Source organism: Caldisphaera sp. (assembly GCF_049974385.1).
Lineage (GTDB): Archaea > Thermoproteota > Thermoprotei_A > Sulfolobales > Acidilobaceae > Caldisphaera.
Genome location: NZ_JBMFIW010000022.1, coordinates 1 through 26,437 on the forward strand (window position 1 = coordinate 1; position 26,437 = coordinate 26,437).

Here is a 26,437-nt window from a genome sequence, read left to right on the forward strand (position 1 = left end):
CATCGTTCAGCACCATAATTAAATGTGTATACAAGTATTATAAACTTCACGGTTTATCGGAAACTGTTGACGACGGCGCATTAAATATAATACGCTTTATACCATCAACAATAATAGTTGCTATAGTTTCAGTTTTTATATTCTTGCCATGGGGAGTATTAAGCTCATAATTTTTTATTTTTTAAATTATACGGGATAAACATTTAATGCTACTTAAATTTATAGTATATTTTTCACTAGCGAAGATTTTCATTTTAAGCCTAAAGGGCTTTATTATTAATCTATTTTCTTTATAAGGATAAAAATACCAAACGTTATCGTACTCTTCTCCCAAAGGAATACTATAATAGTCTTTTATATTACCGTTCATTAGGTAAAGAGTTGTTATATTATTATTGATTCTTCTAATCATTGTATCTAATTCAAGTCTAGGATATATCTCGTTATCGGCTAATAATTGAATTAAAGCATCTAGACCGATATTTAAGACAAATGCTGGTTTTTCCATTTCTTCAATTTCCTTAACATGATCAAAATACTCTGTCAATGAATATTTATTAACATCTATGCCATCTATTATATAACTTTTTAATAATTCATCAACTTTATTTTTATCTATACCAGCATTTAGTAAGCAATTCTTTATCTGACTTGAAAATTCTTCAGCAGTATAACTCATCATTCTTATAATAGTTTTTCGTCTTATATTTTCTAATAAATTTGGTGTCCCAGCAACCGCACCAACAATTATCAATGAAGCCAGAGCTTGAATATCAATTTTTGGATTTGCAATTATTAAATTTTGACTACCTAATAAAACTGTAAAACTATTATTACCTACAACTACATTAATTAGTTTATTACTTCTTTTTTCTTTAACATTTTTAGGGTACAATACGGAAATTCCTTTATCTTTTCTAATAATAAAAGGTATTGATACTAAGGAAACATCTGAACCCCTAGCTTTCTTTATTTCCATAATTCTAATGCTTCTTCCTTTGATTTGAACAGTTTTCAAAAAGATTACTGCATCAACCAAGAATTCTTCTACTCCAAAACCAATATTTTCATTCCCATAAGGAACTTCCTGGATTAAAATTGTAGTAATTCCTTTTATTTTTGATAATCTGTAAAAGAAATTATGTAATATTTCCCTTAAACTTATTATATTTTCAGTAACTTGCAATAAGGGTGAAATACTATCTATAACTATTATTTTCGCACCTGTTTGTTCAACTGTGTTGAGAATTTGATTTAGAATATCTGGTATTAAATCCTTGTTAAGAAAAGTTATTTCTTCTAAATAAGTGAAAAGGCCTTTTTTCTCTAATTCTTCCATATCTAAACCCAATCTCTTTAAATTTTTGTAATATTCACTTTTTGTTTCGACAAAGCTTACATAAATTGTTTTAATACCGAGCTTTGTCATATTTTCATACAATATTTTAGAAGCTCCAATAGTTTTTCCTGTTCCCGGATTACCTGCAATTAATATTACATAACCAAGATCTATCTTATCTGCAATTTCGTTTAATTCTTCAACTCCCAAAATAAACTTGTTATTTTGTTCCATTTTAACCCTAATAAATTACAAAAAATCTTGTTTAAATATTTTTCCTTATATCATCTTCATCGACCATCTTTAATATAAGTTATCTACATTGCCACCATGTTATAAGTGAACTATTAATTAATAAAATGCTCGGAAATTATTTTAACTTTATATTATCAAACTTAACAAAAATTAACATTATGTATTTAATATCTAGTTTTTAGAATAAAAAACATAAAATATATCATATGTATTTACTTTATTTGGGAATTAAGCTTGATTTCAAAAGAAGTCTATAAATTAGCTTTCTCCGCATTCTTTGCGGATCTTGGATATCAAACAGCTGTGGTCATGTTTCCCTTAATTTTCGTTATTATTCTAAAAACTCCTATATGGTTATATGGAGTTGCTGAAGCACTTAACTATGGACTTGGAAGTTTCATGGGTTTAATTGGAGGCATAATGGGAGATAGATTTGGAAGAAAAAAGATGGCTGTTTTAGGTAATTCAATAATAGTATTTATTTCTTTATTAGGATTTTCAAAAAATTGGTGGGAAGCATTACTAATATTTATGATACCATGGTGGTTTAGGAATTTTAGGTCTCCTATAAGAAGATCTATGATAACAGAAGTAACAAGCGAAAAGGAAAGAGTTAAAGCCTTTGGAATACTTCATAGCCTTGATATAGGTGGAGCTATTTTAGCAATAACATATACTAGCATTTTGCTATACTTTAAGTTCCCAATAGAATATTTATTATTAATAACTTCAATACCTATTATTATCTCAACAGCTTTATTATCGGTATCAAATGCAGGAAAAATAACTTATAAAAGGAAAACAATTTTTAAAGGAAATGATAAAATAATTATCTTATTGATAATATCGACAACACTTTTTGGCTTGTCTCAATATAGCTTTGGCTTTCCTATAATTACAACAGCTCTTTTTACTCATGAAAATTATTTAGCAGTTATAAGTTATGGTATCTTTTTAACAGCCTCATCCTTTTTTGGCCTCATATATAGTAGAACTAGAATTAATGAGTTTATGGGATTAGGATTTCTTGGATATCTAATTGCATCTATTTCATCTTTGGGGTTTGCTTTTCTATCTCCTTTGGGTATAAAAGGGATATATCCAATGGCATTCCTATTAGGTGCTTCCGTTGCATCTGCTGAAACATTTGAACCATCAATAATATCAATATTTTCAAAAAAAGAATCCATAGGAGAAAATATGGGTTTGCTAACTTTTGGTAGGAGTATAGGTATTTTTACTAGTAACTTTATAATGGGATTTCTTTATCAAATTAAATATTACTATGCATATTATTTTTCTTCTATAGCATCTATAGTGGCCTTTTTTATAGTAGTCTACATAATCATATCTCAAGGTCGTAATAATGATTAATTACTTAGTCTTATAGAGTTAGATATATATTTAATCTTTATAAATAAAAACTAGGGGTTAAAATGATCCAAGATATTAAGTTTGAAAAAGTTATATATTCCGATAAAAAATTAGTTGAGGAACTAACGAAAAACACATTTGAATGGGGAGATTATATAAAAGAAGTTTTTGATGAATGGATTAATGATGGACTTTTTATTAAAGCTGTTGATAGCAACGGAAATATTTTGGGCATAATACACGCCAAAATATGTGATGATTTTGCTTGGCTTGAGGGTATAAGAGTTAATAAAAACTTTAGAAAGAAAGGTATTGGTAAAAAGCTAACAGAAAAAGCTATAGAATTAAGTAATAAAAGAGTCTTCAGATTAACAGTAAATGAAAATAATGAACCATCTCTAGCCTTAGTAAAATCAATGGGTTTTAAAGAAATAGATCGATTTTATTTTAATAGCGGAAATAGACTTGATTTTAAAAACATAATTGAAATGTATAAATTAGAGCAGAAGAAAAATATAGATTTTATTTTTAATGGATACGTTGATAATTGGGTATGGTATCCATTTAACAAATACAAGAAATTATTTTACAAAAATGATCAAATAATATTATTACAAACTAATCCTCCATTTGCTTTAAAAGGAGACAACCTGGAATTTGAACATATATCAATAAATAAAAAAGAGAATTCAGAGGGATTTATAGTATTTGAGTTAAAAATCTGATATTAAATATATAATAAAATAATAAATAGTGTAGCAAGATCAATTTTATTTACTTTATATAATTTTTTAATTAAAAATAAATTTCAGTTTATAAAAAGCTATTTAAAGATAAAATTATTAAAAAATAAATTTTTTTATAGTTTAAACTTTTAAATTTATATTTTACTAATTAAAGAGGTGAAATGAATAAATTGAGTAATAGCGAAAACGATAAAAAAGCTATTTCGAAACTTTCAATATATAACTTAATAAATAGTATGATATCTAGTTCATATTCTCCATTTTTATCCTTTATTGGTGCAACGATAGGATTACCCGGTTATCTATTAGGTATAGTATCAACTTCAGGAACATTTTTTACCAATATTTCTCAATACCTTTCATCTCTCACAAAGAAAAATCCCAAATCATTAATTTTGTATGGTAATATATTGAAAAGTATCTCATTAGCAGCTTTATTTTTTGTTACTACGCAAGGTCCTCTGTATACAATTTTTGTCTCCTTAATTATGATAAGCTCTGGAATAACAGGATTTGGTCTTTCTCTTTATTTAGAACTTTATAGCAGAGTTAGCAGGAGCGTGACATTATCAAGGATATATTTTTATTCATCTCTAGGATCTTTACCAGTTATTGCCTTAGGAGGCCTATATTTGGAATATAACACCCTATTAGTTAAATATTTATTTATATTATCAGCTTTTGTTACATTAATTTCAACATTAATAGTAACTGGAATAGATTACAAAGAAGATTATACTTCAAAAAACAGTGTATGGATAAATAAAGAAGACTTTAATAAACTAAAAAAATTTTTCTTATTTAATTTTTTGTACATGATTACTTGGTCTTTTGCATGGCCTTTATTTCCTTTAGCCCAAATATTTGTATTCCATATGAATACTTTCCAAGTTGCTATAATAAATATAATATCAACTTCTTCCACAATTCTATTACAAAGATTTTTTGGATATTTTATATCTAGGCACATTAAACTCTCCCTATACATAGGTAGGCTAACAAACACTTTTTTTGCATTAGCCTACGCAATATCTCCTAACATTAACGGAATTTATCTAGCCAATATATTGGGAGGCGTTTCAAATTCTATAAATAATGTTGGATACTTTTCATATTTAGTTGATAACTCCAAAGACAAAAGATCTGCTATAGGAACTTATAGCGTTATAATGGGTTTGTCCGCATTATTTGGAGGAGAAATTGGCGGGATAACTTATGACATTTTACAGCAAAAATATGGATACCATATATTAAGAGATATGTTTCTGTATACTGCAATAGCTAGAGGCACGGTGGCATCTTTATTTTTATTACTGTAACTATTAAATTTCAAACTATACACTCAAACTTTGGTGATATATTTGAAAAATGAAATCAGCATACCATATAACGAAAGAGAACTAGCAGAAAGAATTGACCATACTGTTCTTAAGCCTGAAGAAGGATATGATGGAATCATTAGAGGAATTGAAGAAACAAAAAAATATGGATTCAGATCATTAGTATTACCTTTATCCGCTGTTAAATATGCATCCGAAATTTCAAACATTAGAATATCATCTGTAATAAGTTTTCCTATGGGTAATGATCCATTAGAAATTAAGAAAATTCAAATTGAAAAAGCAATTAATGATGGAGCAAAGGAGATCGATATTGTATTGGATCTAATGGCTATGATGTCGAACAAGTTTGATATTATAAACAAAGAAGTCGGAGAACTCACTGAACTTGGACACCAACTTGGAGCAAAATTAAAATTTATAATAGAGACAGGATATTTAAATAAAAATAACATTATACAAGTCTCTAAAATAATCGAAAACCATGGTGGGGATTTCATTAAAACATGTACTGGATTTGGCCCTAGAGGTGTGACAATTGATGATATATTGATCATTAGACAAAATGTAAGCAAAAATCAAAAAATTAAGGCATCTGGAGGAATTAAAACTGCAATACAAGCGCTTCTTTATTTATATGCAGGCGCTGATATTTTAGGAACAAGTAGCAGCATAAAAATAATAAATGAATTTAATGAAGCAAGAAATTATTTTAAGAATTTTGATAAACAATAATTAGTTAAATTTCTTTTTATCAAAGCTTTCTATTAATTTTCGCTCTTGCTAATTCAATTACCAAATTATAAATAATAACCAAGATTGTTACAAAGAATATTATATGAGCGATAGCTATAGAAACAAAGCCAATTATAAAACTTATTAAAAATATTAATCCTAAAAATATCCTTAAAATAATTCGCTCCTTAATACTTTTCGTTGATTTCTCGTCAAAGATACTTCTGTAGTCATTTAAGATACTTCTTAGCATAAGAGACCATATAAAAGATAACGCAGCTAAAGTCCCTGATAAATAAAAGATTTCTCCTACTTTCAAAACCTCAGGTAAAAGTGAAATTATAATTAATAACAATACATCATAAAATGGAAAAGTATTTCTTTTTACTGGATATTTAAACCTGTCCATTATATACCTCCACCAAAACCATACAACAATTATGTTAACAAAGATATATTCTATAATATTAAACAATGTTAAACTATTCGATAAAGATTGAGCGCTAAATGCTAATGCTATAGCTACTATCATTGTAGATAGCTCTAGTATCAAAACATTAGTTGTTAGTTTTTCTTCACTCAAATCTTATTCACAATACATAAATGACTTGCTTCTAATATAAAAATCTTTAAAAATTGACCCAAAGTGATTGATGAACATCATAAACTACATTATTATGATATTATTCTAAAGAGTTAATATTTTTAAACTAAAATAAAATATGTAAGAAATGGATTTTGGTGAAATTTTATGGGATCTATAGCATTAGTTAATGGAACTATATACACATCGTTTTCACCTTTTAGAAAAAGCGGGGGTGTTTTAATCTATAATGGCCTTTATAAAATTATTGGCAACAATGATAAAATTATTAACTTTGCTAAGAAAGAAAAGATTGAAATAGTAGATCTAAAAAATAAATTCGTAATTCCTGGATTTATAGATGCCCACATGCATTTAGATGAACTTGGAGAATTCATAAAAGGGATAAATTTAAAAGAAATAAATTCAATTAATCAGTTATGTAATTATATTTCTAGAGAAAAAGACAAATTTAAAACGTGGATATTTGGCCATGGGTGGGATCAAGAAAAATTTATAGAAAAAAGATGGCCTAATCATCACGATATTGATAATTGTTCTAGTGATAAACCCTTGTTTTTTTCAAGAATTGATCTACATTCTGCTCTAATAAATCAAAATGCCATAAACATACTTAAAAACATAAATCAAAAACTATACGGTATAGAAAAATTTCCAGATGGATCTCCTACAGGTATTATTAAAGAAGAGGCATTTGAAGAACTAAGAAAAGTATTAAGAGAAAGCAGAAATATTGATGAACAAAAAGAAATATTAGAATTAGCACAAAACGAGTTGTTTGCAAATGGCGTTACATCTATAGGATTTATGAGCGTCGATGAAAAGACATTAACGTCTCTAATGGAGTTAATGTCAGAAAATAAGCTTAAGATTAGAATCTCAGCATATTTAAAACCTGAAATAATGAAGAAATCAAGAGAAATTAAGAACAATGATATTCTTGCAATAAAAGGAATAAAATTATTTGCTGATGGATCATTTGGATCTAGAACAGCTTTATTGTCATATCCTTATGATGATGACCCTACAAACCATGGCTATGAAGCTATGAGTAAAGAAGATCTACTAGAAAATTGTATGAGAGCAAAGGAACTAAACCTAAAAACTGCAATACACGCAATAGGAGATAAAGGAATAGATAATGTAATTTGGGTCTATGAAAGGTGTGGAAAAAGGAATAGGATTGAACATGCTTCGCTTATTAGAGATGATCAATTTCCTAAAATTGCAAAAATTGAACCTTTTGTTGTTGTTCAACCTCATTTTATAATATCAGATTATTGGATAATAAATAGAGTAGGAAAGGAAAGATCTACTTGGGTATATCCTTTTAAAACATTGATAAACTACGGAATAAATGTTGCGTTTTCAACAGATTCTCCTGTTGAACCTATAAATCCATTTTTTACCATTGATTCAGCGGTAAATAGAGGGAAAAATCAAAACATTGAATTATTTAAATATACACAACATGAAACCTTTAGTATTTTAGAAGCATATAATGCTTATACAAATAACTCTTCGTTAGCTATAGATAGGAATGATATAGGTAAAATAGAGATAGGTAAAAAAGGAGATCTTATAATTTTAGACAAAGATCCCATGGAAGATTATTTTTATAACAAAGTATTAATAACTATTATTAATGGAGATATAGTTTATAAGAGCCCAGATCAAGATCTAATACATTGATTTTCATAATAAATCGATTTGTTGCAATTCATTTAATTAAAACGTTTTAACTAAAAATAAAACATTATTAAAGCGGAGATGAAATAGATTTGAAAGTAGGTTTAATCGGATTAGGAGTTATGGGTTACAGGATTGCAGCAAATTTAAGAAAGGTAAACTTGCTTAATTTTGTTTACAACAGAACTTATTCAAAAGCTGAAGAATTTTCCAAGATCTATGATGTTAATATATCAAAATCTGTTGAAGAATTAGCAAAGAATTCCGAATATAATATTAACGGTTTTATCAGATGATGATGCAGTTTCTGATACAATCTACAAAATCTTACCCTATGCGAAAGGGAAGACTATTATAGATCTGTCAACCATATCTCCTACCACGAGTATAAACTTAGCGAATAATGTATTCTTAAATGGAGGATTAATGTTTGATGCGCCCATGATGGGCACGTCAGTCGATGTAGAACAGAAAAAAGTTTCAATAATAGTTGGCGGTCCTAAGGATCATTTTGAAGAAGTAAGAAATTTATTAAGTAACACCGCAGGAAAAATAATTTATGCTGGTAATAATGGTATGGGACTTTACATGAAATTAGCAGGAAACATGATTTTCGCATCATTTATTAATGGATTAGCTGAAGCAATTCATTTTGCTGAACGTGCTGGAATCTCCAAAGATGCTATAACTGATTTATTCCTAAATATTAGCAGTACCAGATCTCCAGCAAGCATTTTAAAATTATCAAAAATGGTAAATTCAAATTTTGATGTACAGTTTGCATTAAAACACATGAGAAAAGATACGGAGATAATGATAAGAGAAGGACAAAAACTTAAAGTTCCATTACCAACTACTTCTTTGATCTCTAATTTATTAAAAATTGCTGAAGGTTTGGGATTTGGGGAACTTGATGTGTCCTCAATAATAGAACTATACAGAAAAGGTACTCCCTAATTATTTAAGGTAATATTTCTGTGACAAAAATAATTAGCTTATGGGGGAAAAGTAGTGTTGGAAAATCAACAATTACTGCATCAAAATGTTATGTTGGCAAAACACAGTTTCTTTTCTTCTAAAAATAAAAATTAATGTTTAAATAAATAATGTTTAAATCTATGAAATTCTACTATCTAGTACTTTATATCCATAAGCATATGTATATTCACTTATATTAGGAGATATTATTGTAATTATAGTTCCATTGTTTGCTAAATATTTTATCATAGTTACGTTTCCAACACTATAATATGCTCTTAAAGCTATAAGATAATGATTCAGCTTAGCATTTGACACGTTCGATAATATGCTTTCGTTTACGGTTTGATATAGATTTGAGTATGAGAAATGTTCTATTATGTAAATCGTTACATTCGCTGCTTCTTGAGCTGCATAAACTCCTATATACGTGTTTGGAAACCATGGAGAATCGGATATCCCTCTAACTATAATCCATGGAATTCCAAGTTCTGCATTTACATAAGCAAAACCCATGCCTTCGTTCTCTCCTGCATCAGTTTGATACAAAGCATTTTGATCCAATTGCCAAACTAATGGTTCAGTCCATTGATTAGCGGATCCTATTACTCCAACAATAATTTGAGATTTAACTAGCCCATTTATAGTACTATTGCTAGATATATTAGATGCAGGTAAATAACCTAGTTGAGCTTGTTGTGCAATTTGTACTAAACCAAGAGAAGCAGGAAATGCAGCAATATAAACATAATTTTTATCGGTTGTACCTGGGCCATAACCATAGTATGAGGCATTTTGCAAAGTTGGACCTACTTCTCCATAACCGCCTATTATAGAGTTATTAATTAGGCTTTTGTTGCTTATAACCATTTCTACACCTGTATAATCGCTTTGAAATCCTCTATTATGATAATGAATTGATGACTTATCAACAACATACGCTCCAATAACGACATCACCAGGTAACACATAAGGATTCCTAGAACCAGCTGTTCCACTTAATATGTTAGCTATTATATGGAAATGAGTATCCATAATATAAGTAGCTAGTTCAGCTGCATATTCTTTTTCTCCACTTCTTACATTAACTACCCATTGATTTCCTATTTTACCAACGTAGAAAGTATAACCACTTATATTAATTTCTGTCACATTTTTCATCACAGCCAATATTGGTGCTTGCTCCATAGCCATAGGTGTAACTATACCTATCATTGGAATAGAAAATAAATAAGAATTGCTTGCAGTGTTATTAATTGATGAATTGGTCTGCTGATAAATTTTGGTCTTAATACTGTATTCATAAGCAAAAAGGCCAAACCCAATTATAGCTAAAGCCAAAAAAAATTACAGCTGCTATCTTAATTGTGTTAACCATTTGTGATCACAAATACAAAAAATTGGTATACATTTTATAAATGTTTCGAGTTTTTCATTAGATATTTTATTTTATTACGTAAAAACTGTTTGACTCTACGTATAAGAATATAATTTACTTTGATAAATAAACTTAATCTAAAATTTAAATATCTTAGATTATCATAATAACACTGGTGAAACCTTGTTTGATAACTATAAAGATGGGTTTATCAACGTCTTTGGTGTAAACCTTTATTATAAAATTTATGGACATGGTAAAAACAAAATGTTAATACTTCATGGTGGACCAGGCGGTTCTCATGATTATCTATTACCATTATCATCATTTGCAAGAGAAAATAATACAGTAATTTTTTATGATCAATGCGGTTGCGGAAAATCAGAAGAGGCAAAGGACCTTCAAAATTGTGCCAGATTGGAATATTATGTTGAAGAGGTAGAAGAAGTAAGAAAGAAACTAGCCAAAGATAAAATTATATTACTAGGTCATTCTTGGGGTGGTCTTTTAGCATTAGCTTATGCTATAAAGTATCAAAATAATTTAAAAGGGCTTATAGTTTCAAGCGGACTATCAAGTGTCCCTTTAACAGTTAAAGAAATGAGGAGATTAATAGAAAAATTACCGGAACAAACTAAAAATACTATATATGAATGTGAAAGGAATAATGATTTCTCAAGCGAAAAGTGCACAAAAGCTGTCAATGAATTCTATATAAGGCATCTTTTTATGTTCCACAGATTTCCAGATTTTGTTCAAAATACCTTTAATTCTATTTCTAATAGGAAAATATACAAAATAATGAATGGACCCACTGAATTTGAAATAACAGGATCTATAAAAGATATAGATATAACTAATGATATAAAGAATATAAATATACCCACATTGATTTTAGTGGGTGAACATGATGAAGTCACACCTAGAGTTGCGCAAGTTATACATGATAATATAAAGAATTCTTTACTATATGTTATTCCAAATTCGTCACACCTTAATTTCTTAGAAAATCCAAGGTATTATTACAATGCGGTTAGCAACTTCTTGAAATCAATAACTTCCCCATAATGGATTTTAGTTAGTTGATATATTAATAGGAATCGATGAAAAGTACCCATTAAGTATATAAATTAACTAAAACTTTGTTATAAAATCTTTTTAAATTATTCTAGAAGTATTTATTTTAACATTATTCTGAAAATAGAAAATCTTTAAAAATTGTTTAAAAATAAAAATTTTTAATGGCCTATAATCATTAATAGTTAGGGTTAGCAAAAGATGCAAAAAAGGGTGCTCTTAACAGGGTTTGAACCGTTTCTAGAATTTAATTATAACCCAAGTGGAGATATAGCAAAAAAGTTAAATAACTTTGAAACAGATAAGTACAAAATTTATGGAATCGAATTACCTGTTATTCACAAAGAAGCAATAAAGATTCTTGACAAAAAATTTTATGAAATAAAACCTGATCTAGTTATTGGCTTAGGATTGGCTCCTGGGGCCACTGGAATAAGAATAGAAAGGGTAGCTATAAATTCCTATTACTTTAATGATGAGAAAGAAATCGATGATTCGGTAGAAGATGGACCCGCTGCTTTATATACAGGCCTGCCCTATGAAGAAATCAGAAAAACTTTATGGTCAAAAGGAATTCCAGCTTATTACTCATTCCATGCCGGTACATATCTTTGCAACGAGGTATTTTACAAGATTATGAAATTAGCAAATGAAAAAGGTATTAAAGGGGGATTTATTCACATACCTTTAACGCACAAACAAGTAATCGAGATGAAAAAATTTAATTATCCATCATTAGATGAAAATTTAATTATCGACGCAATAAAGCTAATAATAGATGTTAGCATATAGTTTTAATTTTTCAAAATTAAAATTTTATTAAATATATATATGGTAATACGCATATTATTATAAGATGATAGGCGATTGAGTTGAGCTTTGATCTTCCAACAAAAATAATAAATAATCTAGGAAATGATATAGTAAAATCATATAAAACTGCTTCAACTCAGAAAAAATTTTCTCTAACTTTAAAAGATATAATTGGTAACGATGATTTGAACGAAATGGAAACCAATGTAGAACTCTACGAGTATTCATCAAGATTTTTTAATAACAAAAAAATCATGCAAGATAAAAACTTATTCATGATAGGAATTGATTCAAGTAGCAGAGCAATAATGACTCCTGAGGCAGACATAATGATTTCTGCCGTTTCAATATCTGGTCAAGGCCCTGTAGAGTTAAGTGATTGGCCATACCTATACCCGGATTTAGCATACATACCAGTGAAGCCAGAACCATTCATATATGTAGCATCGGATGACTTAGATTTATCTGATAATTTGAATGGAGCAATCAGTCAGATAGGCTTCTTAAATAGTGAGGATGATATATCTAAATTTATGGATTATTCAAGGCTCAAATTGGAGTCTTGGGCGCTTATTGAACCATCATATGCCTTAGGAAAATATTTTAAAGGTAAAAATAAAAAATTTGTTGTATTGCTTGATGGCCCAATATTTTTATTAGACAACAAAAATGATAATTTAAAGTTCGAACTAATGATAAATAGAGCTAAAAGTGTAGAATTGCTGGAAGCACAAAATATACCTGTTATTGGAATAGTAAAAAGGCTAGAGAGAGGGAAAATATTAGGAAAATTACAAGAGTTTTCGGCTATTTTTGATCAATGCATAGGCCATTATTCGAATTTTAATGATTTATTAATAATACAAAAAATGTTGTATTCCAGCTGCTATAATAGTTATTATGGAAAAATACTAACGACCCCTAAAATTAAGATTAAATCCGATGGATTAGAAAAAATCGTAGAATATGTATTAATACCTCCAAGCAGATATCAAAGTATTAGTAAAGGAAGAATATTTAGATTGGAGTATACAGAAAAAACCTTAGAGATATTAACTAACATATACAATACAGAACCTGTTCAAATGCTAATTAATGACTCCATAACAAAACAAAGTTCTGAATCTATAACAATTGCTTACAGCGATAAGAGAGGTAAAATGATAACTCAAGTTTTAAAAGATTTACTTATCAATACAATAGTAGGTAGAGGCGCCCCAATATCTTACGATACGCTGAGAGAGGCTGAAGCTGAATGGATAAAAAGGAAACAATAGGTTTAAATGAGGAATTCTTAAATAGTGCTGAAGACCAAGCAAATAAACTTGAAAAACTATTATTGATGTCATATGAAGAAGCTAAAAAAGATGGAAAAATAATTGGGAAGATTTCTAGATATGGAGAAGTTAAAGTTGAAGAAAATTCTGAGATAGAATTCATAATTGACCCTGCTACATATTACTCAGAATCTGACGCACCTTTTCATAAAGTTGGGGATTATTTAGTAGTAATAGATCCAAAGGATTTGAGAAAAGTTTTGATAAGAATAAAAAGTATAATAAGAAAAGATGAATTAGCAGCTATAGGGCTAGAACCCCCAATAAGCCAAATAGTAAATAGTGTGGAACCTAGAGGGTTAATAACAAATACTCTAGTTAAAGGAGAACTCGTTTTAGAAATGACTAAGGATGATAAAAATCCAAGACCAGCTACAAAAAGCATAGAACCTCAATCACCGGTAGTAGATCCAAATCCTGATATTTTAATTAAGCTATTAGATTTACCAAGAGAAGGAATAACTTTAGGAGCATTAAGTACACCTTCAGGCCTAGTAAAGAATGGTCAAATACCAGTTAGGTTGCCTCTTAGTGCTCTTTATCATCATATGCTTATATTAGGTACTACTGGAAGTGGGAAGACAACATTACTAAAAAATTTGATAGCAAGCTTATATAATCAACTTGAAAAGCACCCAATATCTATAATTATTGATTTAAATCAAGATTTTGTACAGTTACCAATACCAAATAATATAACCCCTATTCCTCAAGAAATAGCAAATAGTTGCTATAAAGATGTTAGGCAACTTAAAGGTATAATATCCGTAGTCCCAATATCATCAGATTTAATAGAATCTAAATTAGACGTGAACATGATTGATATCAACAAAACATTTAAAGAAATTGCAAAAAAATACTTTTATGAAACATTTGGACCTTTAATAAATAATAATAAGGTAGAATTTAACCAATTCGAAAGAAATAAAACAGTGATTTTACAGACTAATAATCCATTTAAGCTAATATTTATTCCATACGTAATAAATACATTAGAAACAAGTACAGACAATCTTTCTCCCTTATTACCAGGTCTTACTCCTTTAGCAAAAGATCTTCTCAAGAAAATGAGAGAAAAATTCAAGAAAAAACATGGAGTTTATTCACCAATTCAAGCGATTTATGGAGCTTTATCAATATTTATAGATAAATCAATTTACAGATCTTTTAATAAAAACTATAATAAAGATAATTATGATGAAAAGGACGAGCCATTAGAACAAGCATTAGAGTATGTTAAGCCGTATATAATTAATTCTGATAATTTAGCTATAGAAAATATGACTGTAAATAACTATGACTTCACAATTTTAGATGCTATAGGAGAATATGTTGATATATTGCTCAAAGCTAGATCCCATGAAGAAACAATAAAGGCTTTATATAGAAGAATATCTTCACTCATTGAAACCCAAATTATTGATATTTTGGTACCGCAACATAAAAAGTTAATACCTATTAATGAACCTGATTGGAGCACTATAGTAGATCTGGGTAATGATGAAAACATACCTATAATTTTAGACTTAAAATGGGGATTAGACTTAGCTGGATTCGATGCATTAAGAGCTATAACTTATAGGACATTAGATAAATTGATATCGTGGAAACATAAGTCTTGGGCAAAAAGAATTGAAACACCTAATCTTATGGTAATTATAGACGAATCGCATCAATTTTTCCAAAATGAAAGCAAAGTAAAAGAAGACTTAGATGCAATCAGGCAAATATCAGCAATGATTTCAAAAATTGCGCGACTTGGAAGAGCAAGAGGTGTTGGCCTAGTATTTAGCACTCATTCTCCTTCAGATCTTAATGATATTATACTCCAATTAACTAACACTAAAATTATATTGAGAACAGAAAAAAGCCAACTAGAAAAAATTTCTGTTCCTAAGGAAGCATTAGAATATTTACCAAGGCTTCAAGATAGAATGATGCTTGTAGAAAGCTATGCATTTAGAATGGGCTATGTCTTTGCACAAACAACAACGCCTTTAACTGCCCATTATGATATCTCAGCAAATATAACATATTATTAAAATCCTTAAACGCATATATTAATTGGGTGCAGTTATTGAGCCACGTGTTTACGAGAACTGGAGATGACGGAAGTACCTACTGCAATCTATTAAAAACCAGGGTTCCTAAAGACCATCCTATAATGGAACTAATTGGAACCTTAGATGAAGCAAATAGCTTTATAGGATTAGCTAGGTCGTTTTTACCACCATATATGAGAGACATTGAAAATGATCTTAAAGATCTTCAATACTTAACGTTTAGAATAGGGTTTCATGTTTCTGGAGTAAAAGCTATTAATGAAGAAGATATATCTAAGCTAGAAGAATTGGCTGATAAATATTATGGTTTAGCGCCTTTAAAGCATTTTGTTTTACCTGCAGGTACACAATCAGCATCTGCGTTGCATGTTGCTAGAACAGTAGTAAGAAGAGCTGAAAGAGCTTTAATAAAAGCCGGTAGAGAATTTAATTTTGATGATATTGTTTATAAAGCTATTAATAGGCTTAGCAGCGCTCTTTTTGCTCTTGCTGTTTATATAAATAAAGTATCTGGATATCCTGAAGAACCGGTTTCTTTTAGGTGATACGGATGGGATTAATAATAAAAGAAATGAAAGCTATTGACTCATCTTTTGTCTCAAGCGATGGAAATGGATTACCTTATATATTAAATGGGAAACCGTTAGAAGGTGAAATAAGAATATGGAAGGAAAATATACTAGACGAACCTTACAATTTTGGATTACCCGATCAAAATGATATAAAGAAGGCCATAGAAACATCATTAAACTCTGACTCCCTAAAATCTACTAATATTTATAATAGGATTGAAGAATTAATAGAGATATCAAGTAAGATAGAAAAATATGAAGAAAACATATCAAGATTAATATCTTTAGAAACTGGAAAAAGTATTGAATTGTCTAGAGAAGAGATTCAAGCTGCTGAGAAAATTATGGAAAATTCGTGGGCTTTCTTATCTAATACAGAAACCTTAACAAGAGACGGACCTATATCATTTGTCTCAGATTCAAGCAATACAATAACTCAAGTAAAATTAGAAAAAGGATTAAGCATTGTTTTTCCAGCATATACGTCCCCATTTTTTACAACGATTTCTTCAATAACTAGGTCATTAATTTCAGGAACACCTGTAATAGTTAAACCTTCATCATACTCTTTAGCCTCATCTCTTTCAGCAATTTCTATGTTTTCTGATTCATCATTATTTGAATCCATTTCGTTTTTACCAACAAGAGGTATGTCTTATATTAATTTATTTGATAATGAAGAATTTGTATATTACTTTTATGGGAAAAAAATCAACTATAAAAACTTAATGAAAAACCTCTCTGGAAGGTTTATTGCTAATTGCTCTGGAAGGGTAGTTGTTGTTTTATGCAATTTACCTGAAAATGTTGATTTGCTTTCCAACATAATAGCAAGACTTTCACTAAAACATTCTGGTCAGGCATGTGGTTCAGTTAGCTGGTTAATTTCACTTGAACACTTGAAAGATAACATAATAGAATCTATTGCTGATAGATTTTCGCAATCACTTGTTGGAAATCCATTAGAGGGAAAAGAAGTTGGACCATTAAAAAACAAAGAAATTGCCGATAGATCAACAAAATTAATTAATGATGCAATTTATAAAGGAGGATCATTGTTAACCGGGGGGTTAACAAATGGAAGATACATTGAGCCTACACTTATTGATAACATAGCTAAGAATTCAGAAATACTTTGGAATGATGTAGAAGCACCTGTACTAACATCAACAAGTGTTTCTACCTGCACTGAGGCCATATCTATAGTAAAAATGATGTCAGGAACAAATATTACAATAATATTTGGCAATGATAATATAATGAACAAACTAGCTAAATCTAAAAAAGGCGTTGTAATTAAAGGATCTGATAAAATAGAAACAATTTTAAATTCAATTTGTTACTCTAATGGAGACCCTATTAATGGAATAGTGAAAAGCCCCTTTCCAGGAGAGTTAGCTTTTGACAAATCTTTAATAATTTACTGAGTCGTTGGGGCAAGCAAGTACCTTATCTTGCTCTTATCTGGAGCGTTAAATATTAATTCTATAGGCTTTTCGCTAGAAAATCTAACTTCAACAGTTTCAGCGATCTTAGCTAGATTTAAAACATTTTTTAAATAGTTAACATCGTAGGAACTAATGGATTTATTCTTAGTTTCTATTTCAATTAATGAAGTAGAACCTTTAGACAAATTAACTTCAGCTCTAGGTCCTTCACCTTTAGCTCTTATCTTAAAACTATTTTCATCAGCTTCCAGCTCTACTATGTCCCCGAAGGAGCTAGCGTCTGATAAGATTTTCTTAAAAGTGTCACCAATAATTACAACTCTTGTATCAAAATCTATCTTAATATCTTTGGGAACATCTATTGAGACTTCTATGTTTGGTATTAGATATTTCTTTATTACATCCCCTTCGATTTTAATTAATATATTTTGATCAGAGACTAAAAATGTAACATTATCACCTTTCTTGCCTCTTGATACTATATTACTAAGGGACTGTACATTAACTCCCATGTTTATTTCCTTCTCAACTTCATACTCTAAAAAAGTCTCATATGGCATGTTAATTTCTATGTAAGCTATCTTTCCTGGATCAGTAGCGACTATTTTTATACCTTCTTTTTTTATTTCAAAGTTTGCTTCCTCTATTATTTCAGATAATGTTGATGTTATTTGATATAAAACTCTAGAATCTGGATATTTAAATTTGGCAGATGCTTTTCCTATTTGTGATTCAATACTAGATTCCATTTTTAATCCCTCTTATTTATATAACGTTAGGGGATAATAAAAATAATGAGTTGATCAAAATGATTAAGGACTATATTAAATTAATAAGACCATTAAATGATATTATGATAGGTTTTTCTGTGATTGTTGGCTCATTTATTGCTTCTGGAAGACAAATTCCTTCTATCAATTCTCTAATATTTGGTTTTTTAACAGGATTTTTCATATCTTCGAGTGCAATGATATTAAACGATATAATAGACATAAATATAGATAAAGTAAATAATCCTAGTAGGCCTTTACCTTCAGGTAAGATAAATACAAATAGAGCATACTTTTTATTTTATCTATTTACATTTTTAGGTTTAATCTTCTCCTTTTTAACTGGTATAATAACATTCATTATAGCCTTAATATCTTATTTTATAGCAGTTCTATATAATAAGAAAGGTAAAAAATCTGGATTCATTGGAAATATAATGGTTGCATACTCTATGGGGGTTCCCCTATTATATGGGGCGGCTATGATAAATAAACTTGGTTTGAATATCGTGATTTATTGGTTAATGATATTTTTATCAGGTATAGCCAGAGAGATAACTAAAGGCATTTCTGATGTCGAGGGAGATAAAATTGCTGGAGTTAAAACGTTAGCAGTAATTTTTGGAAGGAGAACTGCAGCGATCTTTGCTTTTCTATTTTATATTATCGCGGTCGCTTTAAGCCCATTACCAGTTATCATGAATAAAGTATATACAATGATATATATAATACCAATATCCATAGTTGATATAATATTTATTACACTATCGTTACTAACTATCATAAAACCTACAAAAGAAATATCTACAAAAAACAAAAATATTTCCTTAATAGCTATGCTTATAGGGTTATTAGGTTTTTTAATGAGCACAAAACCTTAGGTGGCTGAGATGAAAGATATAATAGCAGAGCTGACACCATATAGCAACAAAGAAAAACTTTTGAGATATGCAAAAGATCTAATAGAGTACTCAGATATTATAGATATACCAGATGCTCCTTTAGGAATGCCTTCACCCTCTTCATCAATAATATCTTGCTTAGTAAAAGATAAGTTTGATAGCGCTAACATAATTACCAACTTGCGCTTGCTAGATATAAATAGGCTTAACTTAATTAACACAATTACTGCTCTTAAAATGAATCAAATAAATAATTTCCTATTAGTTAGAGGAGATCTACCGCAAGTAGGGAATAAAATTGATGATATAACACCAGATGAAGCGATAGATGTAATAAGATCAAAGTATATCGATACAAATCTGGGGTTATTATTAAATTTAAATAAACCTATTCGCGAAATAAATGATAGAATAGAACGTAGAGCCTCATTTTATTTGATAACAAGGCCATGGTTTAGTGAAAAATTGGAGGAAGTATCAAAAAAAGTTAAAGGACAAAGATCTAAACTATATTTGTATTTTGTTTTAATTACTGAAAAAAATAGAGAATTTTTATTAAAACATTTACCGATCGAAGAATTGATTCAAATAGAAAAATTGGAGGAAGCCATTCAAAAAGTTGAAAGCTACGTGGATGGAATTTTATTTTCTTCTCCGATGGATCATGAAGGATTAATCAAGTCATTAAAAATATCTCACAAATTTATTTAGGCATTATTTAAATTATCATTCGCAAGAAACAAAAAAGTAAAAATTAAATCCATAACAGATAAAAGAAAAGTTCTTTATGCGAGTAATAAATGGAATAATTCCTTCTAGAAAATCGTTTTGTAATTGCGAGAGAGTTCCTTAGACAAAATCTCTTCTACGAGAATGCTCTGGTATTTAAATATGATCACTTGATTCAATGAGTCTAAGTATCTGATAATTATTTTTAATTATTTAAAAATTTATTATATTAAACCTTAAAATTTAATACAAGATCGATTATTTTATCATTAATGATGACAAGCAATTAAGATATTTAAACCTTAAAATCAATGAATTGGATAGGATATCCACATGGAAGATTATAGCAAGTTGAGGGCTTATACTTTAGTAAGTACTTCAATATCAATATTTCTATATGGATTTTCAGTAACTTTAGGTTCATTATTAACACAAATAAGTTTTTATCCAAAAAGTATGGAACTATACCTACTTATAGAACCGCCAGTATCTCTTTTATTGGGAAATTTTTTGTTTAGCTATGTTGCAGATAAATACGGTAGAAAACCAGTATTAGTAATCACTCCAATATTGTTTTCTATTGGCATCTTGCTATTTCTTCTTTTTAATCCTTATATATCATTAATTGGAATAGGCCTCTTTCTCTTTTCTATAGCAGGTGGAGATGAACCAGCTATCATTTCTTATTTGACTGAAAATCTGAGCGCGAATGATAGGGGTAGATTTATAATGCTAATTACAAATTTTGTTAATATTGGAGCTCTTTTATCATCTATTATCTTTATATTCTTAGAAAATTATACAATAATTAAATTAACTATAACATTTATTTTAATCCTTTCTCTTACAAGTTCTTACTTTTTTAGAAAAAAAAACTCCCTGAATCTAAAGTCTGGGTTTTATCCAATTCAAAAAATATAAGTTTTATAAATGAAAATCACAAAAGAATTCTGCCTTTAATATTAATATCAATTTCAACAATTTTAACTTATGGTTTAATATCTTGGGTTATCGGGCCATATTATTATCCTAATTTAACTTATTATATAGTCCTTCTTTTTAATTTAGGAAATATTGCTGGAGGTCTTTTAGGTTATTTTATTATTAGTAAAATAAAGAGAACTTCATTTACATTATTTGGTTTTTTTGGTGGGTCTTTAACTTCACTAATTTTACTATTAATTGTACACTCATTTAATAATTATATTTTGTTTTTATCATTAATATTAACAAACGGTATTTTTACTCAATTAACCTGGGGCACTAGACTAGTACTTGAAGGAGAGTTGCTTAGAACAAAATATAGAGCAACAGGAATATCTGTAGTAAGAGCATCTGGTTGGATTATTTATATATTTTCGGCCATATTTACTTATAGTTTTAGCATTGCCTTTTTCCAAATTTATGATATATTATTTTGGATAATTGGTTTGTTAGGATCAGCTTTATGGTACACCTATGGCTTTGATACGAATAACTTGCAAATAATAAAGCTTGATGAAATAAATTTATAGTTTTATCATTATAATAAAAATGAATTTATTAACTTTAATAATGCAAATATAATGGGTGAAAATTTGGAACTTAAAGGAGTAGTAGTTCCTATGGCTACACCTTTTAAATATAATGGCGACATAGACTATGAAGGACTAAAATGGCTAATTGATTATACTATAAATAATGGAGTTAACGCCTTATTTCCAAATTCAACTACTGGTGAATTTGTTAGTTTAAGAGAAGAGGAACAAATAAACTTTGTCAAAAAGACTATAGAATTTTCAAATAAAAAAGTTCCAATATTACCAGGTATCACAACAAATTCAACGCAATTATCTATTTTTCTAGGAAAGACCTACTTAGATTATGGAGCAGATGGATTAATTGTTATGCCCCCATTTTTCTATAAGTTAAAAGAAAGCGAATTATATATGCACTTTTCCACAATAGCTAAATCTCTAGATGCTCCAATTATATTATATAATAATCCTTTCACAACAGGGACTGTAATACCAATAAGCATATATGAAATGTTGGCTAAAGAGCATAGCAATGTCATCGGGGTTAAGATAACATATGATAACTTTGATTATATAAGGAAAAGCATTGAAGTTATGAAAGGATTAAGAAAGAATTTTTATATATTAACAGGGATGGTTCAAATGTTCTTACCTGTGTTAATTATGGGCGGAGATGGAACTGTATCAGGGTTAGCAAATGTATTTCCTAAACTACATGTTGAATTATACAATGAATTTGTAAGTGGTCACTATGACAAAGCTTTAGAATTAAATAAAAAAATCTTACAAATATCAAGGATCTATGACATTGGTTTTTCTAATCCAAGCGCAACAAAAGCTGCATTAGAACTAATGAATTCTCCAATTAAAAGTTACGTTAGAATGCCATTAAGAGAAGAAGATGCTGAAAATAAAATAAAGATAAAAAGAATAATAGATGAAGTTAATAAGTACTAGCTTTTCTCCGATCTATTGTAATGGTGACTCCTATCATTTTGCAACCCCTAATAATTTAGGAAGTTAGGTTATTCAGGATGGAAGGATAGATTATAAAATATACCATTATAATATCTTGGATTGAAATGTAACGAGTTTAACAGACTATGAGCTGCGTTTCGCCATTAGATGAGGGAGAGCAGTTAAATAACAGGATCAAATTCTTTTAAGTTTGTTTCAGGATTGTATACTCTTGAAAATGATCCGTCAATTTTTAATATAGTTAATTCAACTAGAGGATCTACAGTTGCTCTAATTAGATGTCCTCCTATTAATTCCTTTTTAGGTGATGCTAATCCAACGTGTATATGAAGCCTTGGCTCATTTTTGGTTATACTACCGTGCATAGAAACAAGTTCATACCTTTCATTTATATTTATTGAATCATAATTAGATCCATTAAAATAGCCCACTTCAAAGTTTTTCAACATACCTATACCTGTTAAAATGATACCAGCGTTTATATTATATAATACTGCAAGATTTTCTAATTGAAACATTAAATCTTCATCTTTATCTAACTTTGCAATAATAAAATTTTTATCAATTCTATGTTTCATTTTAATTCACCACAATTTCTATTTTATGTACAAAACTTTTAATTTTTTAGCATGAATATAAAATTGTGATACAAATGAAAGTTGGTATTATTGGATTAGGAATAATGGGATATAGAATAGCCAAAAATCTTGCCAAAGATGACATATTAAATTATGTGTATGATAGAACTCCAGCGAAGTCTATGGAGTTTAAAAAAGAATTTGAAAATGTTGAATATTTTAATGATCCGACAGAACTTGCAAAAAGCTCTGATGTAGTTATAACAATACTTTCTGATGATAATGCCGTAACATCAATAATCAAACCTCTGATACCAATTGCATCTAATAAAATAATTATAGATATGTCGACCATATCCCCAATAACTAGCTATGAACTAGCTAAAGAAATAAACTCCAAAGGATATTTTTACGATGCACCAATTATAGGAACTTCAATAGCTGTAGAAAATAAATCAATAGTTATACTAGTTGGCGGACCTTATGAAAAATTTGAAACAGTTAAAGAGATTTTAACACATACTTCAAACAATATAGTCTATATGGGTGGAAATGGGTTTGGCCTTAAAGGAAAGCTTGTTAATAACCTATTAATAGGGGTTTATATGGCAGCTCTTTCTGAAGCATTTAATTTTGGCCTTGATTTGGGATTAACAAAAGAACAAATAGGCGATATATTATCAAAGCTAAGCAGTGCCAGGTCCCCAACTAGTGAAATTAAAATACCCAAGATTATAAACGGAGATTATTCAACACAATTTTCAGTTAAAAATATCAGAAAAGATTTAGATATAATTATTAATATCTCTCAGCATTATAATTCCTTAGTTCCTTTAGCAAGTTTGACAGAAAACCTTTATAAAATTACTGAAAGCTTGGGTTATTCGAGTCTCGATTTCTCTTCTATTTTCGAGATGTATAGAAAACTAACATTAAAATAACTTAAATCTTATTTAACATATTTTTCAAACATGTCTTCAAAAAATTTTTTAAATTCATTGTAATCTCCACCTAGCATTCTATATTGCGACAAAAGGCCTGAAAGTTCCAAAGCCATATATTTTGCATCTTCTCTTAACTTATAAATACGAAAAACTAATGATGCCTCTTCGGATGATACTTCTGCTAACCTGCGTAATAATTCTTTGCATGAGTCATTATATACTCTATTATTATATTCCTCACTGCTTCCATTTGGTTTATATCCTTTAAGATCTCTTCTAATTCCATTCTCAGAACTTCTAATTTCTTCCTTTTCTCCAAAATCTCCTCGATTATTTCTTCCTGATTTGTACAATTCTTTTCCATCTCTACTCACTAAATAAAAGTTTTCTTAAAGTATAAAAATTTTTACATTTTCATGTTAGACAGAGAAGCTTTAAAATGCTATAATCTAAAAAATATGTATTATTGCTTATAAATAGTTATTTGTTTATTATTTTATGGTGAAGAAATTGTCGGAGAAAGAAGAAAAGAAAACAACAAAGGCAAAGAAAAAAGGTTGCTAATATTTTTATGATTACATGTTTTTTACTTTAAATATTTTTCTGTTAAATATTTTATTAAATATTCTGGGTTATATACTTCACCTATTTTCATAAGTAATAATTCTTTAGGTTTATATGTAGATCCATACTTATGAATTAAATTCCTTAACTTTTCTTTAATATCATTAAATCTTTTTTCATTTATAAGGTCGTATAAAGGTGTATTTTTCATCAAAAATTCTCTTATCTGAGCTGCAACAATGTTTCCTAATGTATATGTTGGAAAATAACCTAGATCTCCATGGCTCCAATGAACATCTTGAAGAATTCCTTCACTAAAAGTTTTAGGTCTAATTCCTATAAGCTCTTCCATGTTCTGATTCCAAATTTCTGGTAGTTCATTGACTTTTGTTTCACCTTTTAGCATAAGCCTTTCTAACTCAAATCTCAACAATATATGGAAATTATACGTTAATTCATCAGCTTCTGTTCTTATTAGACTTGGTTTGACACTTGCAAAATATCTGAAAAGATCCTCATCTGTATATTTTTTAGTAAATTCTAAATTTTTATCTAATATGGATTTTATTATGCTAGTGAATTGATAGCTTCTGCCTATTATATTTTCCCAGAACCTACTTTGACTCTCATGAATACCTAAGCTTACTCCTCCACCTATTGGCGTCATTTTTAGATTTTCATCTATTTGAAGTTCATAAGTAGCGTGACCAAATTCATGGATAACGCTGAATAGCGATCTTTTAAAATCATAACCTTCATATCTTGTTGTAATCCTAACATCATTTATACCTAATCCTTGAGTAAATGGATGAGGGCTTACATCTAATCTGGCCCTATCCCACGGATATTGAAGTAAATTTAAAATTTCTATATTAACTTTCTCCATTTTTTCTTTCTCATATTTAATTTTTTCTAATTCTGGCTCAAAATAGAAATACCTCTGTGATATTACCTTATCTAATAATCTCTTTAGATTAGGTCTCAAATAACTAAATATACTAACAACGTCTCTTGCTCTTAATCCTTCTTCAAATAAATCTAATAAGGCATCATATGGCTCTTCTTCGTATCCAAGCTTTTCAGCTTTTTCTATGTTTAGTTTAATTATTTTTTCCAAATAAGGTGCGAATATTGAGAAATCATTCTTTTCTCTAGCTACTTTCCAAGCATGAAAAGCCTCTTCAGAAGTCTTTGATATCTCATATATTAATGATGGAGGAAGTTTTTTAAATATTGATATTTCCCTATCTAAAACTCTAACAACTCCCTTTTCATAATCATTTAAATTATTTTGATTTTTTGCCTTTTCAACTAGCTGGACAAAGCTATCACTCAACAAAAGCTCTTGTAATAACGTGCTTAATTCAGCAAAGGCGTATCCTCTTTCTTCGCTACCTTTAGGAGGCATGTATGTTTCGTTATCCCAACCCATTAATCCCATAGCATGACCTATCGACCATATTCTTCTGTATTTATTTAAAATTTCCTTAACAACTTCGTTTTCAAACATAGTTATCACACCTGTTTAATGAAATATTCTAAGTAATATATTTTTATTGCAAGAACTAGTTTTTCTGTACAATATTGGTCATAATGTAAAGTATATATTTTTCACTATGGTTGTACTAATTGGTGTATAAAATTGAGTGCAAAATCTGATATAGATTTGTTGAGAAGTTCTGTAAGAGAATTTTCAGAAAAGGTTTT

Annotated in this window: 26 protein-coding genes; 19 read left to right on the top strand and 7 right to left on the bottom strand. The window is 28.9% G+C overall.

The window, feature by feature from the left end; translation table 11 throughout:
• Window positions 1-181 precede the first annotated feature (181 nt).
• Complete coding sequence (locus tag ACP5GV_RS06365) at window positions 182-1,573, bottom strand: RAD55 family ATPase (protein WP_428102911.1); 1,392 nt, start codon at window positions 1,571-1,573, stop codon at window positions 182-184.
• A 255-nt stretch (window positions 1,574-1,828) separates the two neighbouring features.
• Between ACP5GV_RS06365 and ACP5GV_RS06370 the strand changes: the two genes are divergently transcribed.
• From ACP5GV_RS06370 to deoC, 4 genes are all read left to right on the top strand, one after another.
• A complete protein-coding gene (locus tag ACP5GV_RS06370; RefSeq protein ID WP_428102913.1) occupies window positions 1,829-2,968 on the top strand; it encodes an MFS transporter in 1,140 nt (379 codons plus the stop codon).
• Window positions 2,969-3,030: 62 nt separating this feature from the next.
• On the top strand, window positions 3,031-3,693 hold the full coding sequence (locus ACP5GV_RS06375) for a GNAT family N-acetyltransferase (protein WP_428102915.1): 663 nt from the start codon (window positions 3,031-3,033) through the stop codon (window positions 3,691-3,693).
• Between the two features lie 191 nt (window positions 3,694-3,884).
• Entirely contained in the window at window positions 3,885-5,033 is a 1,149-nt protein-coding gene (locus tag ACP5GV_RS06380) for an MFS transporter (RefSeq protein ID WP_428102917.1), read from the top strand.
• 42 nt (window positions 5,034-5,075) lie between these two features.
• Window positions 5,076-5,789 carry a deoxyribose-phosphate aldolase gene (deoC, locus tag ACP5GV_RS06385; RefSeq protein ID WP_428069616.1) on the top strand — a complete coding sequence of 238 codons (714 nt, stop codon included), beginning with the start codon at window positions 5,076-5,078 and terminating at the stop codon, window positions 5,787-5,789.
• 19 nt (window positions 5,790-5,808) lie between these two features.
• Here the strand turns inward: deoC and ACP5GV_RS06390 are convergent, their stop codons facing one another.
• On the bottom strand, window positions 5,809-6,372 hold the full coding sequence (locus tag ACP5GV_RS06390) for a hypothetical protein (protein ID WP_428102919.1): 564 nt from the start codon (window positions 6,370-6,372) through the stop codon (window positions 5,809-5,811).
• A gap of 168 nt (window positions 6,373-6,540) precedes the next feature.
• Here ACP5GV_RS06390 and ACP5GV_RS06395 point away from each other — a divergent pair, with 168 nt between their 5' ends.
• The 3 genes from ACP5GV_RS06395 to ACP5GV_RS06405 all read left to right on the top strand — a co-directional run bounded on the left by ACP5GV_RS06395 (window position 6,541) and on the right by ACP5GV_RS06405 (window position 9,039).
• Complete coding sequence (locus ACP5GV_RS06395) at window positions 6,541-8,085, top strand: amidohydrolase (RefSeq protein WP_428102921.1); 1,545 nt, start codon at window positions 6,541-6,543, stop codon at window positions 8,083-8,085.
• An 89-nt stretch (window positions 8,086-8,174) separates the two neighbouring features.
• Window positions 8,175-8,378, top strand: coding sequence for an NAD(P)-binding domain-containing protein (locus tag ACP5GV_RS06400; RefSeq protein ID WP_428102923.1), 204 nt, complete (start codon window positions 8,175-8,177; stop codon window positions 8,376-8,378).
• Between the two features lie 28 nt (window positions 8,379-8,406).
• On the top strand, window positions 8,407-9,039 hold the full coding sequence (locus tag ACP5GV_RS06405) for an NAD(P)-dependent oxidoreductase (RefSeq protein ID WP_428102945.1): 633 nt from the start codon (window positions 8,407-8,409) through the stop codon (window positions 9,037-9,039).
• A 159-nt stretch (window positions 9,040-9,198) separates the two neighbouring features.
• Here the strand turns inward: ACP5GV_RS06405 and ACP5GV_RS06410 are convergent, their stop codons facing one another.
• The gene (locus tag ACP5GV_RS06410) at window positions 9,199-10,401 is read right to left on the bottom strand and encodes a nucleoside phosphorylase (RefSeq protein ID WP_428102925.1); all 1,203 of its coding nucleotides are present in this window, start codon (window positions 10,399-10,401) and stop codon (window positions 9,199-9,201) included.
• A 220-nt stretch (window positions 10,402-10,621) separates the two neighbouring features.
• On the opposite strand from ACP5GV_RS06410, the gene ACP5GV_RS06415 reads away from it, so the two are divergent.
• The 6 genes from ACP5GV_RS06415 to ACP5GV_RS06440 all read left to right on the top strand — a co-directional run bounded on the left by ACP5GV_RS06415 (window position 10,622) and on the right by ACP5GV_RS06440 (window position 17,727).
• Window positions 10,622-11,506 (top strand): proline iminopeptidase-family hydrolase, encoded by an 885-nt coding sequence (locus ACP5GV_RS06415; protein ID WP_428069608.1) that lies wholly within the window; start codon window positions 10,622-10,624, stop codon window positions 11,504-11,506.
• A gap of 210 nt (window positions 11,507-11,716) precedes the next feature.
• A complete protein-coding gene (locus ACP5GV_RS06420) occupies window positions 11,717-12,307 on the top strand; it encodes a pyroglutamyl-peptidase I (RefSeq protein ID WP_428069606.1) in 591 nt (196 codons plus the stop codon).
• Between the two features lie 80 nt (window positions 12,308-12,387).
• Window positions 12,388-13,605: a DNA double-strand break repair nuclease NurA gene (locus ACP5GV_RS06425; protein ID WP_428102927.1), complete on the top strand. Its 1,218-nt coding sequence runs from the start codon at window positions 12,388-12,390 to the stop codon at window positions 13,603-13,605.
• On the top strand, window positions 13,584-15,707 hold the full coding sequence (locus ACP5GV_RS06430) for an ATP-binding protein (protein ID WP_428102929.1): 2,124 nt from the start codon (window positions 13,584-13,586) through the stop codon (window positions 15,705-15,707). Before ACP5GV_RS06425 ends, ACP5GV_RS06430 begins: the two co-directional genes overlap by 22 nt.
• 44 nt (window positions 15,708-15,751) lie before the next feature.
• Window positions 15,752-16,273: a cob(I)yrinic acid a,c-diamide adenosyltransferase gene (locus ACP5GV_RS06435; protein WP_428102947.1), complete on the top strand. Its 522-nt coding sequence runs from the start codon at window positions 15,752-15,754 to the stop codon at window positions 16,271-16,273.
• 5 nt (window positions 16,274-16,278) lie between these two features.
• Complete coding sequence (locus ACP5GV_RS06440; RefSeq protein WP_428089998.1) at window positions 16,279-17,727, top strand: aldehyde dehydrogenase family protein; 1,449 nt, start codon at window positions 16,279-16,281, stop codon at window positions 17,725-17,727.
• On the opposite strand, the gene pcn is transcribed toward ACP5GV_RS06440, so the two are convergent.
• Window positions 17,721-18,497 (bottom strand): DNA polymerase sliding clamp, encoded by a 777-nt coding sequence (pcn, locus tag ACP5GV_RS06445; RefSeq protein ID WP_428069598.1) that lies wholly within the window; start codon window positions 18,495-18,497, stop codon window positions 17,721-17,723. The genes ACP5GV_RS06440 and pcn overlap by 7 nt on opposite strands.
• Window positions 18,498-18,556: 59 nt before the next feature.
• On the opposite strand from pcn, the gene ACP5GV_RS06450 reads away from it, so the two are divergent.
• The 5 genes from ACP5GV_RS06450 (at window position 18,557) to ACP5GV_RS06470 (ending at window position 22,623) form a co-directional block, all read left to right on the top strand.
• Complete coding sequence (locus ACP5GV_RS06450; RefSeq protein ID WP_428069596.1) at window positions 18,557-19,399, top strand: UbiA family prenyltransferase; 843 nt, start codon at window positions 18,557-18,559, stop codon at window positions 19,397-19,399.
• Between the two features lie 9 nt (window positions 19,400-19,408).
• Window positions 19,409-20,131 (top strand): hypothetical protein, encoded by a 723-nt coding sequence (locus ACP5GV_RS06455; RefSeq protein WP_428069595.1) that lies wholly within the window; start codon window positions 19,409-19,411, stop codon window positions 20,129-20,131.
• Between the two features lie 351 nt (window positions 20,132-20,482).
• On the top strand, window positions 20,483-21,070 hold the full coding sequence (locus ACP5GV_RS06460) for an MFS transporter (protein WP_428102931.1): 588 nt from the start codon (window positions 20,483-20,485) through the stop codon (window positions 21,068-21,070).
• 287 nt (window positions 21,071-21,357) lie between these two features.
• Window positions 21,358-21,663 carry a hypothetical protein gene (locus ACP5GV_RS06465; protein ID WP_428102933.1) on the top strand — a complete coding sequence of 102 codons (306 nt, stop codon included), beginning with the start codon at window positions 21,358-21,360 and terminating at the stop codon, window positions 21,661-21,663.
• A 63-nt stretch (window positions 21,664-21,726) separates the two neighbouring features.
• Window positions 21,727-22,623 carry a dihydrodipicolinate synthase family protein gene (locus ACP5GV_RS06470; RefSeq protein WP_428102935.1) on the top strand — a complete coding sequence of 299 codons (897 nt, stop codon included), beginning with the start codon at window positions 21,727-21,729 and terminating at the stop codon, window positions 22,621-22,623.
• 182 nt (window positions 22,624-22,805) lie between these two features.
• On the opposite strand, the gene ACP5GV_RS06475 is transcribed toward ACP5GV_RS06470, so the two are convergent.
• Window positions 22,806-23,222 (bottom strand): PPC domain-containing DNA-binding protein, encoded by a 417-nt coding sequence (locus tag ACP5GV_RS06475; RefSeq protein ID WP_428069590.1) that lies wholly within the window; start codon window positions 23,220-23,222, stop codon window positions 22,806-22,808.
• Between the two features lie 74 nt (window positions 23,223-23,296).
• On the opposite strand from ACP5GV_RS06475, the gene ACP5GV_RS06480 reads away from it, so the two are divergent.
• A complete protein-coding gene (locus tag ACP5GV_RS06480; protein ID WP_428102938.1) occupies window positions 23,297-24,163 on the top strand; it encodes an NAD(P)-dependent oxidoreductase in 867 nt (288 codons plus the stop codon).
• Between the two features lie 8 nt (window positions 24,164-24,171).
• Here ACP5GV_RS06480 and ACP5GV_RS06485 read toward each other — a convergent pair whose 3' ends face one another.
• Both ACP5GV_RS06485 and ACP5GV_RS06490 read right to left on the bottom strand, forming a co-directional pair.
• Window positions 24,172-24,540, bottom strand: coding sequence for a hypothetical protein (locus ACP5GV_RS06485; protein ID WP_428102940.1), 369 nt, complete (start codon window positions 24,538-24,540; stop codon window positions 24,172-24,174).
• A 212-nt stretch (window positions 24,541-24,752) separates the two neighbouring features.
• On the bottom strand, window positions 24,753-26,240 hold the full coding sequence (locus ACP5GV_RS06490; protein WP_428102942.1) for a carboxypeptidase M32: 1,488 nt from the start codon (window positions 26,238-26,240) through the stop codon (window positions 24,753-24,755).
• Window positions 26,241-26,437 lie beyond the last annotated feature (197 nt).

Coding starts and splice junctions, on each gene's coding strand:
- ACP5GV_RS06365 (WP_428102911.1), bottom strand. CDS start 1,573: ATGGAACAAAATAACAAGTTTATTTTGGGAGTTGAAGAATTAAACGAA.
- ACP5GV_RS06375 (WP_428102915.1), top strand. CDS start 3,031: ATGATCCAAGATATTAAGTTTGAAAAAGTTATATATTCCGATAAAAAA.
- ACP5GV_RS06395 (WP_428102921.1), top strand. CDS start 6,541: ATGGGATCTATAGCATTAGTTAATGGAACTATATACACATCGTTTTCA.
- ACP5GV_RS06420 (WP_428069606.1), top strand. CDS start 11,717: ATGCAAAAAAGGGTGCTCTTAACAGGGTTTGAACCGTTTCTAGAATTT.
- ACP5GV_RS06430 (WP_428102929.1), top strand. CDS start 13,584: ATGGATAAAAAGGAAACAATAGGTTTAAATGAGGAATTCTTAAATAGT.
- ACP5GV_RS06440 (WP_428089998.1), top strand. CDS start 16,279: ATGGGATTAATAATAAAAGAAATGAAAGCTATTGACTCATCTTTTGTC.
- pcn (WP_428069598.1), bottom strand. CDS start 18,497: ATGGAATCTAGTATTGAATCACAAATAGGAAAAGCATCTGCCAAATTT.
- ACP5GV_RS06450 (WP_428069596.1), top strand. CDS start 18,557: ATGATTAAGGACTATATTAAATTAATAAGACCATTAAATGATATTATG.
- ACP5GV_RS06455 (WP_428069595.1), top strand. CDS start 19,409: ATGAAAGATATAATAGCAGAGCTGACACCATATAGCAACAAAGAAAAA.
- ACP5GV_RS06460 (WP_428102931.1), top strand. CDS start 20,483: ATGGAAGATTATAGCAAGTTGAGGGCTTATACTTTAGTAAGTACTTCA.
- ACP5GV_RS06475 (WP_428069590.1), bottom strand. CDS start 23,222: ATGAAACATAGAATTGATAAAAATTTTATTATTGCAAAGTTAGATAAA.
- ACP5GV_RS06480 (WP_428102938.1), top strand. CDS start 23,297: ATGAAAGTTGGTATTATTGGATTAGGAATAATGGGATATAGAATAGCC.
- ACP5GV_RS06490 (WP_428102942.1), bottom strand. CDS start 26,240: ATGTTTGAAAACGAAGTTGTTAAGGAAATTTTAAATAAATACAGAAGA.